The sequence below is a fragment of the Bradyrhizobium sp. BR13661 genome, assembly GCF_029892425.1.
Taxonomy (GTDB): Bacteria; Pseudomonadota; Alphaproteobacteria; order Rhizobiales; family Xanthobacteraceae; genus Bradyrhizobium.
Genome location: NZ_JARXWB010000037.1, coordinates 15,108 through 29,770 on the forward strand (window position 1 = coordinate 15,108; position 14,663 = coordinate 29,770).

Here is a 14,663-nt window from a genome sequence, read left to right on the forward strand (position 1 = left end):
CGATGTCGTGGCAGAGCACAATATCCTCGGGACTAAGGTCCGTCTTGAGCGAAAAAATCGGATCAATGAAAAGGACCTTGGTCCTTCGTGGCCAATACGACGAGACATCGGACGAAAGGTCCTTGAAAGCAGCCCTAAATAGTAGCTTCCCAATGATAGAGCGCATATTTCCGTGCCTGAACTCAATCGGACTATTTAGCACAGCTCGCCAATAACGAACTGACCTATTGGTCGCTGTCCGACTGATCTCCGTTCCGATGTCATAAACGGCTGTGCGGTTTCCCAGGTTCATCGTAAGATCGATCATTAGCGGTGGGAGCAACCTGATCTCCTTCTTTACCAAACTCATGTATGCAACCAGATTTCGTTGAAAATTCATTCTCGTCGTGGTCAAAATCCAAGGCCGATTGAATTTGAGGCCAAACCCGCCGATGAACGTCCTCTTCAAAGCTAGATCATGCGTTAAGAGTCAAATTGCGGGCTGCTGAAATAGTCAAGGGTGATTTGATGAGTTTACAATTATTGCACGGAACTGAACTGCCGCCGGCAGGTGAAGGCATTCCGCTGATTTGCCCAATTCGTAATGAAATCCGCTTGTTGCCTGCCTTTTTACGGCACCATCGAAAGCTAGGTGTATCCGAGTTCATATTTATCGATAATAACTCCTCAGACGAAAGCAGGGACTACCTCCTTAGTCAGCCAGACTGCCGGGTCTTCCTTGCTACGGGGAGCTACCGCGAGTCCGGCTATGGTGTGGCGTGGATTAACGAAGTCATTGACCGGCTCAAAATACGGGGCTGGCTCGTGTACCTGGATGTCGACGAGCACCTGGTTTATCCGGCCATGGAAGAGCTCTCCATCAAGCAGTACTGCGAATCGCTGACCGCCGAGGGGTTCGATTGCGTAAACGCGGTAATGATCGATATGTATCCGCAGACAAGCTTTCTTGATCTTACGTTTGAAGCGGACGAGAATTTGAGCGATGTTATGGGATGGTTTGATGCCGATTACGTTTTCAGGGATTGGCCGCGACGGTTCTGGGACAAGGAAAAAGCATTTAGGCTTCAGGTTATTGGTGGCCCGCGTTGTCGATTGCTTTCTAACCTCGATGCGGAAGCGCGGCATGGAGCTGTATTTTATACTCTCGCCAATCAAGTAGATCGTGTCGTTGATCTGGTGCCGCAGTCGCTAATTCCATTGCTCGCCAAAGTGGCGCCTCGTGAAATGCCGGCGTTACAAAAGCGCCCGCTTAATTTTGTGAAGGCGGGATTTAGATACCTGAATTCACACGCTGGCACCAACAAGAACTATGCCACGGACATGACAGCGCTTTTGCACTTCAAGTTTTGTGGAGAATTGCAGCGCCGTTTTGAGATGAAAAAAGAAGGCAATCACTATCGGCGCGGCTTGAGCTACATCCAGCTTGAAGACGCGATCGAAGCTTGGCCTGGATCGAGCTTGCACTATGATGGCAGTTGCCAATTTCGATCGTCGCAGGATTTACTGAAGGTTGGTCTGATCGGAAAAGCCGCGAGCGAAGTATGGACGCATTCACGGATAAAGGCCGTGAGAACGTCACTCAAGGGTGCGCGCGTTATCTCTTGACAGCCCAGCCAATTCGCCGCGGTCGTTTTGCGAGTTGTCGCAATGAATTTTGCATCGGTAGTTCGAAGTACTTAAACGCCGCCGCAGAAAGAGCGATCAGTACGGCGAAGAATAAAACGAAAAGGGCTCGAGATTTGATGAACTCCAATGAGAGGTAGTTCAGGAAAAAAAATACTGCGATTGTCAATTGAATCGGGAAATGCAGGAGATAGCTCGAATACGAAATGTTTCCGAGCCAAGCCAAGCGCAGATATTTTGAGTCAAATAATGATTCATGTAGTGAAAAAGTAAGTACGGTCATTGGAAATAAAATCGCCGTTACCGAGAGTGTCGGTATCAAGTGTCGACCGAACGTCAGGCGATTGACTAAAGCATCACCTAGGCTGGCGTCATATACGACGGCAATTGCGTACATCCAACCGACTAGTGTGGTTGCGAGTGCGGCTAAGAACCACAGACGTGGATGACTCGATTTCATTACGCGTGTGTAGAGCCGATAGATGGCGCCGCCTCCAAAAAATCCGATGAGACCTTGTGCTAGCGAATCGTTGAGGGTGAAGAAAAACAACCCGATAAGAGCCGCCAGCAGTGCTCCAGCGATGCCCGAGATGAGGCCAAATCTCGCAAACAAGAAAAATAGTGCGTACATTGCTATTTCGATGGTCAGTGACCATGCTGGCCCATTGAATGCAGCTTGATCGTTTGTCAATTGTACGAAACCTAAGCTGCCAACGAAGTGCAGCGGGTCATTCGCGGGATAAACAAAGTATTGGGTTGTTAAATTTACGAAAACCAATTGAAGCCCGGCAACGAGCAACAAGGTTGCGAAGTGCAAAGGATAGAGCCGACTGAACCGCAATAGAAAAAAATGTCCCCCGGTGATCGTTCCTTCGCAAATTTTGCGCTCGTAGAGATGAAAAAATATAAAGCCTGAAATCAGAAAAAACATGGGCACCGCTAAGTACCCGTGATCATAAGCGACCTTCAAAAGGAAGTAAAAAGGCTCGCTCGCTCGATCGATGACGAAGCTCGGCGACATGATGAGATCGCGCGTACCTAGCAGCCACATATGTTGCCAGTGCCAAACGACAACTGCCAAAGCAGAGATGCCGCGAAGGCAGTCCAATGACCCGAACCTGGCCTCTCTTTCAGGTCGCATGTTTGCTCAATGATTGTCTTTTGGAGGCGCGCCCCAAGGCTTGCCTTATAGGTTGGTCAACGAAGACCGAGGCGGCATAGGAAAATAAAACGATGGTAGTGGCTTCGACGGCTAACAATGCTGGACTGTGTTCGTAACCGTTGGTTCTAGCAAAATTGCTGAAGATTCGAACAAACGGATAATGCACAATATAAACTGGATACGATAGCTGACCGGCCAAAATAGCAAATCGTTCAAGGGCGCCCGAGAGACGTGCGTTCGCTCCCACGGCGATTAGGAGTGGGAAGATCAGCAGCACCGAGCAAAGATAGTAAAACGTCGGAAATGGAGTTTTCGGCGTGAAAAGAATGATGGCTAGCAATGAGATCGGAAGCAATGCAGGCAAAGTGAAGTCCCTCAAGCGTCCAGCTGCGTGCAGACGTGACAGCGCGACGCCAGCTCCGAACGAAAAGAAGACCTTACCTAGTCCGCGGTACAAGGTTGACCAGTTCTCGGCCCCTTCTAGTCCGCCCGGTGTCGAACTCATTACTATCAGAACTGAAGCGCAGAGGATGATGATGGTTGCTAGGACGGCGTTGGACAACTTGCTGACAGTCAGAGCATAAGCTGCATTGACCACAAGCTCGTCAAAAAGCGACCAAGTTGGCGTGTTAAACGGATAGGCTGCTTCGTTGCCGGGCCTGATCAGGAAGGGAGACGGAAGTATAAGAAGACCTGCTACTAGCGCCGCAAGCCCTCGAAATATGAAGTCTATATCATGGCCGACCCATGCTCTAATTGAGAGGACAACAAATCCTAAGAAAAGGCCTGCAAACATCAATGGGTAAAGGCGTATGAGGCGGATCTTGGCAAATTCCAGGAACGTCAGTTCGTTTTGAAGGCGACTTTCGTAAGCGTGCGCGATAACGAAACCGCTTAGTGCGAAAAAAAAGTCAACGGCCAGCGGCGCATGGACTGGTACATAATGAAATTCGAGGGGATCGAGCATGTGAAGCGCGACGACAGCAAACGCCGCAACCCCTCTCATTCCGTCAAGAACGACGAAATGCTTGGTTCTCGTAAAAGGCACAGACTGCGTAATCTCAGCCTCGCGGAATTAGCTCGGTTGGTACAATCGACTAACTAAGAGCCACTGAAGCCAACACATCTTTGAAATCTTAAGATATTTGGTAGAACGCTAGCATTAGCGAGGACCCAGCACAAGGATTGCTGCCAAGAATGAAAGGTTGAAACGCCATCTGGCTCGTTTGAAATCTGCCAACTACAACTCCAAAACCGCCTCTGGACGTAGTCTTCCGCAGACAAGGTCGCGAAGAGCGATCAAATTTCCCTTTAGGCGTCCCGGACGATCGATCCAAGGTTCCGAGCGCGGGCTTCGAATGAGATTTGCGGCAATATTCCGAAGAACGAGCTTAAACGCATAGGCAAAACGCATCGTACCTTTTCGAACTAGATAAACTGGATTGGCGATTTGGGAATATCCAAAACGAACTCCCGGTAAGCGCGCGGACTTAACACCACGATGAACCCCGGCAAAAGCATCTGTTTTGACTTGTTTCCCACGGCGCGCCATGCGGCTCGCAAAGTCGATGTCTTCTTGCCAACCATAGAGTGGAAGTGTTTCGTCGAACCTCTGCCCTCGTATTGCCGAGACACGATAGATCATATTGCAGCCATATAGTCCGTCCTGCTCTCTCAGTATTCTTGGCTTGTTGCCGTGCTGAGGAGTGTAGCCCGAAATTAACGCGCTGGCCTCTTCGTAGCTGATCCCCGCGGAATTGATGCCGTCAGCAAGCAGGACTCCGGTTGCGCCAGTCACGTCCGGATGATTCTCAAAAAAAGATGCTGCTCCCTGCAACGACCCTGGCGCTGGCAAGTAGTCGTCATCAAAAAAAGCAATGAGATCTATATCCGCAGGGAGAGCATCCAATGCTCTGTTACGTTGAGCGCAAAGTCCTGGCGTGCCAAAAACGATCTTCAGCGATGGGTCGCTTATTAAACCTCCGACATCGGCCTCGGATACCACCGAGAGCACAATGAGGCAGGGTTTAAGCGATTGCGCGCGTAGCTGCGCGATCAGTTGACCGATCTCTTCTGGTCTGCCGCGGGAAGCGATAGCCACCGCAATATTCATGTCGCCCCCTTTTGATCAACGGTTTGGCTGACAGACTCGATGACGTTCGCCAACTTTTGCGCGCTCGCGGCCCAAGTAAAGTTCTTCCCTTGTCTGAGTCCCAGATTAGTTGCGGTGCGTCGACCATTTTCGTCTTCCATGAGAGTCAAGAGTGCTGTGGCCCACCCAAGATCATCATCTGGCGAGACGTATGTGGCTGCATCGCCGCAAACTTCTTCAAGCGCGCCGCAGGGGGCCACGACAACAGGGCACCCAACGTGCATCGCCTCCAATGGCGGAAGACCAAAACCTTCCGTTGTTGAAGGGAACGCCAGCGCCGCGGCACGCTCCATAAGAGCTCGGAGTTGTCCGTCGGTGACGGCACCGGCAAAAAGAGTATTTTCTGGTGGCGTCTGACCGATCTCTTCAAATTCCTTTCTGCTGGCCTTACCCACCAAAACAAGCCGCGCGCTTCTCATGCTACGTTGCGAAAATGCACGAAATAGGATCGAGATATTCTTATGAGCCTGGGTGTTGGAAAGGGCTACCACATATCTGTACGGCTCAAGCCCAAGCTCGGCAATTATATTTGGTTCTGACTTGCAAGCCAAAACATGGTCCGCGCCATTATGAATGACCTCCACCTTATCTTCCGCCGCTATGCCAAAGCGCACAAGTTGCCGTTTTGAGTATTCCGAGACGGTAAGGATCTTCGCCGACGACTTTCCTATGCGCGGAAGCATGAACTGATAGAAGTGACGGAACGCTGGACTATATGACTCAGGCGTCAAAAAGACCTGAGCATCATGTATCATTGTGATGCTGACTGGGCCCAGCAACGGCGCGAGATTGCACAAATTTATAAGTAATGATCCTCGCGCGAGAAATGGGAGATCAATTTGCTCCCAAGGCTGCCAAGTGAACAATCCCGATGTGGATTGCTTGACCGTATCCAACTCTAATTGGCGCCCGTTTCGCGGTGTAATCAACTCAGTTGACTTGAGCGCTTCACGAGGCTCTTTGGTGATGATCTTATCTAAGCCGACAATCAGCTCGCCCGCGACTCGGTGCACTCCCGTCGGACTCGCTGTTAGAAATTTTCCGTTAAAGACGATTGGTCGGGTCGCCATCGCGCAATCACAATACGATTAACTAAGATGAGACTAAGCTTTATAGGAGAAGCAGCTCCTACAGCTATAAATGGTTTTCGCCTCGTTCGTCTAGGGCTGTTTCTGCGTCCAACCTTGGTGACGCTTCAAGGTTAACTCCTGTGTTGCAGCAGGCTCCTTTTACCGCGATCACTCTCCTTAAAGGTTGCCTCGGTGCAAGGAGGAGGTGGCGGCCCGACATTTGCGAGAGTATCGCTACAGGCCGCCAGTCATAGAAAGTTAGACAAGATCATTGCGGACGCAGATCACGTGAATCGAATAGAAAGTCACGCGCAGCATATAAAGCAGGCTCTCAAGCATCTTCTAGGATCGGTGCGCTCACCTGAAATGCGATATGTATTAAAAATGAGCGGAAATTGGTGATTTGTTCGCCAAAATCGAGCCGCCCGCCAATATAGTAACGCTCTTTGCCGAACGCTCCTGCTGTCACCGTCGAACAACGGCAACCGTGCAAATATTGGGTCGGCTCCATAGCTGCTGGTAACGCAGCGCGCTGCGACCATTCGCTAGTTTACCAAGGTCGAGCGCAATACTAGAAAATGTCTTAACTCCAAGATAGATTGTCGCAACTTTAAGCACGAAGTTCCCTCCTTTTCCGGTGTTCCGTGGCCGAGCAGACCCAAGCAAAATCTTTGCGCTATGCCGCCGCGGAAGGCATGGCGTTTCTGGCTGTCCAAAGCGTTGCTTCGCGGGTCGTCCTTTTCGGCGCGCAAGTTGTTTTAGGCTTTCTTCTGACGCCAAGTGAATTCGGTGTCGTGGGTCTTGCTCTTTTGGTCACCACAGTGGCCTGGACGTTCATTGGTTTTGGCGTTGACACAGTTCTCCAGCAACGCAGCTCAAAGCTTGTTCTCTGGGAGAAGGCTGCATTTGCAGTGTCGATGGGACAGGGCATATTGGCCGCACTCGCTCTTGCCTTGGCTGCTCCGCTAATTGCACGAGCGTTTGGAGAGCCGGACATTGTTGGCCCGCTAATGCTCGTCGCGGTAAGTATGCCCATCATCGCGCTTTCTGTGGTGCCTGGCGCAAAAATCTACGCAGGTCTCAATTTTCGTTGGGCCGCAGGCTATGCTCTCCTAGAACTTTTAAGTAATCAAATACTCATCGTGGTGTTGGCGCTGCTACATACGGGCGTCTATGCTTTTTTCATTCCTATGCCCGCGATATTCGGGTTGCGCGCCATCTTTTATCTCCGCAAGACACCGCTAGCACTACGCGGAAGAGCCAAACTTAAGCAGGTTTGGTATTTCCTAAGGCAAGGCGGCCGTGTTTTTCTTTCCAAGCTGATCCTCTCGTTGATTGATCAGGGCGACTACCTGCTGTTGGGTCTGTTCGCGACAGCTCAGGCCGTTGGCTATTATTACTTCGCGTTTCGTTTGGCAGCGATGCCGGTTCGTGTTGTTGCCGGCAACCTACAGAGTATCTTGTTTTCAACTTTAACTAGGTTTGGCACCGAGAAATCCCGCATGATTGAGGCAGCGCTCAAGTCGGCAGAAGCCTTGAGCTACATTGTCACGCCGCTCTGCTTTTTTCAGGCCGCCGTTGCAGATCCCATCTTGCGTTCTTTGTTCGGTGACAAATGGCTTCCTTCCATCTTGCTACTTCAGATTCTTAGTCTTGGCCTTCCAGCCGAAGCAATAGCTTCCGTCGCTCGCGCTCACTTGACAGCCGTGGGGGCGTTCGACACCTTCTTGAAGTTTAGTAGCGTAAGCGGGATCTGCTTTTTTATCGTTGTTGGAGTTGGTGCCCATCAAGCGCAAGCGACCGGCGTGGCGATCGGAGTGTTCGCCTATTATGTGGTGTTGCAGCCAATTCTCTTCTTCCGTGTGTTTCCTCCGGGCCGCCGCTGGTTGCAGCATGCCTCGCGTATTTTTCTGGGTCCGGCGGCGCTTTCTGTGGTCAGTGTATCGGTCGGTCTTGTTGCTTCTCTTGCTTTTTCTTCGGACGGTCCGCTGCTGAGGGCAATTGTGATACTCAGCGTCTCCTCAGTGATCTATCTTGGTCTGCTTCAGCTAATACAGAAGCAAATCTTTGATGAGCTCTGGAATTTGGGCCGAGAGATTGTTCGAAGAAACACGCGTCCTGCACCAGGATAACTGATCCGATCTAGCCGGGCGAAGTCGATGATCAAGCAGGGGGCTAAAGCCAGAGATTCTTTCGGAGGCTGGAAAGGTCATTGGTGAGATTTGCTTCACAATGTGGGACTTCTGCCGTGAGCGGAAGTGCGGTCACATTGCAGGAGGTGCCCTCACACCGATTGTCGTGCGGCTGGCCGGGTCCCACAGGGCTCTTCTTGGCGAAGCTATTTGATGTTCGAGGCAGGTGCTCGATAGTCGGCAACGCGGCCCCGTCGCAGCGTCACTGGGACAATCGCTTTCTGTCAAAAAACGAGCAGCGTGGGAAGTATATTACAGAGCTGGCGAGAGCTTCGAACAGTGTAAGGAATAACTACTCGATGTGTTGTTGGGTGGTTGCCCGGTCTATCCGTTCGATTGCCAGAGATGTTCGATCGCGATCTTACATCGCGAGAGGAGGGGAGGCGTGCCTATTGCCACAGCTGTACTCGCGTCCACCATTTATGAGATAGGCGCAACGCTCCAAACAAAATCACGGACATGCGAAGTGGCTAGCGATGAGGCGGGCCATCCTGCGGCGAAGTTCTGCTCTAACAATAGGCGTATCATCGAATCCAAAATCGGTGTAGTGTCTCATGTAATTGCAGACCGTGCCGTATTTTGACAAGTAGAAGAGAAGTGCGTGAAAGTCTCCAGTCTCTCTGAATTTGAAAATGGAGCGCAGCTCGAGGCGGATTTGCTTATCGTCGGTGCGGGACCGGCAGGCATTAGTATCGCTCGTTCCTTTTTTGGCACCAACGTAAGCGTATTGATAATCGAAAGCGGTGGGATTGCGCAGGACCCCGCCTACGAAGCGCTTAATGAAGTCGATGCGCCCAATGATTTGTGGACGCTGGCTGAAGCTGAAAGGCGGCGCCAATTTCACTATCGCGCGACGCTTTGGTCTCACGAATCTCAACGTTTTGGCGTTCGTAGCCGCTGCGTTGGTGGGGCGTCGGCGGTATGGGCCGGCAAGTCGGCCACCTTTGATCCCATCGATTTTGAGCGGCGACCTTGGGTTGCTCACTCTGGTTGGCCGATTGCACAGAGTGACCTTGCGCCTTATCTTGATGCTGCTGCCAGCGCGCTCAATCTCGGTCCAAACTGTTATGACGAGCGGCTGTGGTCGATGATCGACGCACCAAGGCCGCGAGCCAATCCGGACCCTTCGGTCCTAGGATCTTTCTTCTGGCAATTCGCGCGTTCTCAGACAGACTTTCTACGGCTCGGGCCAGAATTTCTCCGAGAGCATCCAGATAACGTGCGCTTGATCGTTGGTTCGACTGTTACGTCAATCCGGCTGGATAATTGCCGGTTCGGACATGTCGAGGCAAGTTCTCTTACAGGTAAGCGCATAACAATTGAAGGCAGAGCTTGCGTTGTAGCTGCCGGCTCCATCGAGAATGCGCGACTGCTCTTGCTGTCGGCCAAAGATCAGCCAGGACTCACCAACGAGGCGACAGGCCGCTATCTGATGGACCATCCCAGTGCGCAGATTGCATCTTACGATGCAAGCGAGGCGGCCCGTATGTCGGCTCGTTTCGGCTTTTACAGTGTTAAGCATGACAAGAAAGTTTCGATGTATATGCGTGGCCTGGCGTTATCTCCCGAAATTCAGCGCAGGGAGGAGCTGCTTAATTGCGCCATCTACATGCTCGATAAGCGAGCACTGGATGATCCGTGGGAGGCAGTGAAGCGTTTCGCCCGAAGAGACTTTTCGAAATGGTCGACCGATACTCGCGTCATAGCCGGCAGCCCGGGGGTGATTGTCAAAGGGGTGGGCCGTAAGCTGCTGCAAAGTCGCTTGATGCCGCGGCCAGTCAGCAGTTTTCTAATAGACAGTTTAATACGCTTTAATCCCAACTTTGTGGCGCAGGAATTCCAGACGGGCGGACTGCCGCACAAGCTCGTTGGTCTTGGCGTCGAGGCCATTTCTGAGCAGCCGCCAGATCCCAGCAATCGAGTTACGCTGTCAGAGAAGCGAGACATATTGGGAATGCCACTTCCGTTTGTTACTTGGCGGGCCTCGGAGCAATCGCGCCGCACGTTGGCACGTATAGGCGAATTGATGCGCAGCGAGTTTCTGCGCGTTGGGCTTTCTGCGCCGCAGCTCGAGGCTTGGGTCGAGCAAAAACGCTACGACGGTGCCATCATTGTCGATACGGCGCACACGGCTGGAACGACTAGAATGGCTTCTGAGAGAAGGGCAGGCGTAGTCGATCAGAATTGCCAAGTATTTGGGATTAGCGGGCTCTACTTCGCTGGCGCTTCGGTATTTCCGACCAGCGGCCATGCCAATCCAACGCTCATGATCGTCGCTATGGCGTTGCGCCTTGCTGATCGTTTGAAAGGGGAGCTTGGTGCATCAGCCGGCGCTGCTCGCGATTTCAGTGCACATTAAATTGGCGCCGCAGCCGCACGGGTAAAGCGAGCCCACGGGCTCGATAAATTGCTCACCCGCGGCAAATGAGCAGGCAAGAAACCTGCTATGAGAAACTTGGCGCATTCTGCGATCGGCCCTGCATCACCGCTCCGGCTCTCTCCTACGCGGCTCCGGGACGCTTTGCGCGATCTCCACGTCTCTGAGCGACAACTAGCGACGATAACGCCTCTCGCTCATTGAACTGAAAGCGTGTGAGGAAGCGTCGAATATAGATCTATCCTCCGTTGACGCTCATGTGAGTGGGTAGGTTGTCGTCGGCACCCGTAGGCGGGATAGTCAGTAAGATTGCCATTGCAATGATTAATGTTGTCAGTGACCGCTCAAGTTCTATATTCTCTTCGCCGTTTCATTTGTGCCACGACTTATTTTAGATTGATGGTTCATGAGCGATGATGTGAACGCGCGTCACGCGCTGTTGGTCTTTCGACAAGCTTATTTCTCTTCGGTCGATGTCGCGGGCCAACTGATCGCGGGGCTTGTTATTGATCTACAGAGCGATCGATCGACGGTTACGAAGAGACACCACACAGCCATCACGGCGCTATGCGCGCTGGAGGTTAGCTTCTCGAAGGGAGGCTGGCCATCTCCGGCGGCTTGGGAGTTAGCAAATGAGGCTTTGCAAGCATGGTGCGCAGAACCTTGATGCGCGCCACGCCCGAGCAAGGTCACCTCTCATGGTAAAACCCCTGGGTCGAACGAAGTGCCATTTTGGCCCCCAAGTCATTACCCCGCCCACTCCTCGGCGCGCGGGGCTTCTTTTTGATCGCAACTCGTTTGCCAGCACAAACCGCAGTGAGTTTGATGCCTTTCGGCTGCTCGGAATTTTCTGCTAACCTAGGAACGTGCAATGTCCGGGACTGCTTACCCCGACTTGCAGTCACGCGGCTGCTTCCTTGCCGCCGCTTTGGACGCCTTCGAGTGCGCTGAAAGCGAGTTCGAAACTAGTGCGCCGTAGTGTTACATTTACCAGTCGGTGACATTAGTGCTTCACACAAACGTCATTGACGAGCGCTAGCTTTCACTCGCGCGACGGTGGCCGCCTCGTCGCTCAATGTGCACTCCGAGCTCCCGTAGCTCCATGGTAGGCGCGGAGCCTTTTTTGGTGCGGTCGTGATTGCCATCTCCAAGTTGGAGCGTCAGATGAGCGAAAATCGTCATTTGCTACATATTCATTCGGCGTAGGCCGCAGGGTTACCACCCGAGCAGTCCAGGGTTCTCTTTGTAGAACCTAATCAGCTCGATGAGGTTTTCGAGTCCGAAGTCGGTGTACGCTTGGACGCCGTCTTCTCCGACGCCATAGACCCAGATGATGCCGTCCTCGATCTCCATCTCGTTGGCGATGTCCCACGGCCAATCTTCGTCTTCGCCGAGGTCGTTCGTGACCTGGGTGATGGTGGTGACGTGATGAACTTTGTTGACGTGCATGGTCATGCAGCTCGAGCGGAGAGTGCTGATGCAGGCGTCCAATTCCAGGGCAGAAGTTCGTCGAGCCGATGAGCCGGATAGGCGGATGTTGAGGCTGTACATAGCTGCGGCGCGCCGCCCTCCGCGATCAGATCCGCAGAACAGCCAGGACTTCCGTCCAAGAGCGATGCCTCGCAAGCCCCGTTCGGCGGCATTGTTGGAGAGACACACGCGTCCATCTTCCACTAACAGCGTGAAGCTCGTTCCACTAACAGCGTGAAGCTCGCCCATCGCTTCAGGATGTAGTTGAAAGCCTTCCAGATCGTGACCATGAGACAGTTTAGCGAGCTGTTCGCGCATGTAGACCTGAAGATCCTCGACCAGAGGCCGGCTCAGCGTCTGTCGCACCTCCAGACGTCCTTCGTGGCTCCTGCCATTGATGGAGCGCTCGATCTCGAACAGAGCATCGATCCGCCGCACAACCTCGATCGCAATCGGAAAGAGCGGGATTTCCTTCTTTCCGGCCCCCTTGCGCCGACCATTCTCTTCGATGTCAGCCATGGCAAGGCATGGGCGCCTTCCGTGCGACCAGCAGGCAGCTTCCCGGATCGGTCCGGGCTGGCGCCCGGCCAGATAGAGCTGGTTGTACCCGTCATAGGCGTCGGCCTGCAGGATGCCGGCATACCGGGCCAGATGCCCCTGGGGATGCTCGCCCTTGCGATTGCGCGAGTAGTAGAACATCGCCGCTGGTGGGCCCGCGCCGCCAAACGGCCGGTCGTCCCGAACGTAGATCCAGCACCGGCCCGAGTCGGTCTTGCCCATGGCCGGCGATCATTATCCCAAATAGGCTGTGCCCATTTTTGCATCAGCACTAGAACGTTAGCCACGCCGGGACATCATCAGCTTTGCGCCCCTTCAGCACCTTCATCCGCTCCTGCCGCGAAGAGTTGGGACAAGCCTCCCCACATTCAAACATGTGAACTGTGTCACAGAACAAGATTTTGAAGCCGGCTAGGGTTGGGTAGTCAGATCGGAGTAGTTTCGTGAAGGTTCAAAACATCGATCCGGGCCAACGGCAACGACCAGCCCTACGGCGAACATTCACTTTGGCTTTTCTGGGACTGGTCTCTATTGCTATGACCGGATGGGTGGCCGGTCTTGCGTGGGGAGCGACAAAGTTGGTCCACTGGATGTTGGGCTAAAGGCCCGCTACGCGGACGATCTGAGCTGCTGCCGATTTGATGATACCAGGTTAAGCTACCCACCTTACGATCGAACTCGACCAGGCTGCGATAACTGATGGTTGGTGCTTGCCGATCGCGTTGTAGAATCTCCCAATGTAGTCGAACACGTCGGCGCGTGCCTCGTCTCTGGTCCTGTAGGCTTAGCTTTCCGACCGTTCGGTTTTGGGCGAGGAGAAGAAGCTCTCTATCACCGCATTATGCCAGACGTATCGGAGCAAGTTCACGCTGCAGACGATGCCGTGGTCGGCCATCCGGCGCTGAAATTGTTCGCTGGTATGTCGGCAGTCCCAGTCGCTATGATGCAACAGCGTGTCCGGCTTGCCGCGCCGCCAGACGGCCATCAACAATGCGTGCGTCACGAGCTGAGCCGTCATGCGGTGCTCATCGAGCAGCCCACGGCCAGGCGCGAGAACAGGTCGATCCTCGCCGCCACATTGAGCCAGCCTTCGGCTGTCCGGAGATAGGTGAAGTCGATGATCCACTTCTGGTGCGGGCGCTCGGCGGCGAACTGCCGGTCAAGGAGGTTCGCCGGCACGATCTCGAGCTGCCGATCGCCGCTGTCCTTTGGCAAGCCCAGCCGGCGCGGCCGCGCCTACAAGCCGTGCAGGCGCGTCAGCCGTTCGACCTAATGGAGGCCACAGTCCACCCCACCGGAGAGCAGATCGCGCCAGAACCGGCGCGCGACGTAGGTGCGGTCGCTCGCCATCAAGCTCGCCTTTGGCCCGGTCGCCAAGTTCCTCGTCGCTGCGTGATCTGGCGCTGGGAGAGCGGTTCAGCCAGACATGGAAGCCTGACCGCGACGCCCCCGGCGCTTCGATAGCCATGCCACGGGCCAGATCGCCTGGTGCTTCTCGATGAAGACCAACTTCATGACTCCATGTTGCTTCCTTCGCAAAGTAGGTTGCGGGCCTTGTTAGGATACCCCGCTCGGGTTTCAAGTCAGTGTGATCGCTGCAAGCTAAAGGGATAACCAAGCTGAATGAGGTCGTGAACGTAGTCGCAGATGGCGTGCCCAGGCTGCCGCTAGTTTACCCGACCGAATGTGACCAAGCACTGAGTGTGTCAACTTTTGCGTGTCGCAATAGTGGCGCGCAACAGATAGATGCGCATCTGAGCTGCTGGTGCCGACGCCGAGAAGGCGCCTTTCGCGGTTGCAAACACCGGAGATAGGCTTTTTACTTATGTTTGCCGGAGGAAACTGTCGCAGTGGTTTTTCATGGAGCAGCAGAATCTGCCTGAGGCTGATCTTGCCTGGCGAGCGGCCGAGGAAGCGCTCGCCGAGGCTCGGCGTATGCCTGGCGGCCGCGAACGCCATGAGGCGTTGAAGCGCGCCGGCAGGCTAAGATTGCACGCACAACGTCTCTTAGAATCGGCCCATCATCGAGGCGGCGATTAGTGCGCTGTCCCTTTATGGG

At 53.6% G+C, this 14,663-nt stretch carries 8 protein-coding genes and 2 pseudogenes; 3 read left to right on the plus strand and 7 right to left on the minus strand.

Annotated elements, in window-relative coordinates; translation table 11 throughout:
* Positions 1 to 474: 474 nt before the first annotated feature.
* Positions 475 to 1,605, plus strand: coding sequence for a glycosyltransferase family 2 protein (locus M2427_RS36725; protein ID WP_280711686.1), 1,131 nt, complete (start codon positions 475 to 477; stop codon positions 1,603 to 1,605).
* On the opposite strand, the gene M2427_RS36730 is transcribed toward M2427_RS36725, so the two are convergent.
* The 4 genes from M2427_RS36730 to M2427_RS36745 all read right to left on the minus strand — a co-directional run bounded on the left by M2427_RS36730 (position 1,595) and on the right by M2427_RS36745 (position 6,007).
* A complete protein-coding gene (locus M2427_RS36730) occupies positions 1,595 to 2,731 on the minus strand; it encodes an acyltransferase (RefSeq protein ID WP_280711687.1) in 1,137 nt (378 codons plus the stop codon). The genes M2427_RS36725 and M2427_RS36730 overlap by 11 nt on opposite strands.
* Positions 2,732 to 2,753: 22 nt before the next feature.
* The gene (locus M2427_RS36735) at positions 2,754 to 3,791 is read right to left on the minus strand and encodes an acyltransferase (RefSeq protein WP_280711724.1); all 1,038 of its coding nucleotides are present in this window, start codon (positions 3,789 to 3,791) and stop codon (positions 2,754 to 2,756) included.
* 234 nt (positions 3,792 to 4,025) lie between these two features.
* The gene (locus tag M2427_RS36740; protein ID WP_280711688.1) at positions 4,026 to 4,898 is read right to left on the minus strand and encodes a glycosyltransferase family 2 protein; all 873 of its coding nucleotides are present in this window, start codon (positions 4,896 to 4,898) and stop codon (positions 4,026 to 4,028) included.
* Positions 4,895 to 6,007, minus strand: coding sequence for a glycosyltransferase family 1 protein (locus tag M2427_RS36745; protein ID WP_280711689.1), 1,113 nt, complete (start codon positions 6,005 to 6,007; stop codon positions 4,895 to 4,897). The genes M2427_RS36740 and M2427_RS36745 overlap by 4 nt, the downstream gene beginning before the upstream one ends.
* A gap of 644 nt (positions 6,008 to 6,651) precedes the next feature.
* On the opposite strand from M2427_RS36745, the gene M2427_RS36750 reads away from it, so the two are divergent.
* Together M2427_RS36750 and M2427_RS36755 are read left to right on the plus strand one after the other, a co-directional pair.
* The gene (locus M2427_RS36750; protein ID WP_280711690.1) at positions 6,652 to 8,139 is read left to right on the plus strand and encodes an oligosaccharide flippase family protein; all 1,488 of its coding nucleotides are present in this window, start codon (positions 6,652 to 6,654) and stop codon (positions 8,137 to 8,139) included.
* 661 nt (positions 8,140 to 8,800) lie between these two features.
* Entirely contained in the window at positions 8,801 to 10,558 is a 1,758-nt protein-coding gene (locus tag M2427_RS36755) for a GMC family oxidoreductase (protein ID WP_280711691.1), read from the plus strand.
* Between the two features lie 1,233 nt (positions 10,559 to 11,791).
* Here the strand turns inward: M2427_RS36755 and M2427_RS36760 are convergent.
* The 3 genes and pseudogenes from M2427_RS36760 to M2427_RS36770 form a co-directional block, all read right to left on the minus strand.
* The gene (locus M2427_RS36760; RefSeq protein WP_280711692.1) at positions 11,792 to 12,025 is read right to left on the minus strand and encodes a hypothetical protein; all 234 of its coding nucleotides are present in this window, start codon (positions 12,023 to 12,025) and stop codon (positions 11,792 to 11,794) included.
* A 2-nt stretch (positions 12,026 to 12,027) separates the two neighbouring features.
* A pseudogene (locus M2427_RS36765) lies at positions 12,028 to 12,829 on the minus strand (transposase); the annotation flags it as partial.
* Positions 12,830 to 13,269: 440 nt separating this feature from the next.
* Positions 13,270 to 14,186, minus strand: a pseudogene (locus M2427_RS36770) (IS3 family transposase); the annotation flags it as partial.
* Between the last annotated feature and the right edge of the window lie 477 nt (positions 14,187 to 14,663).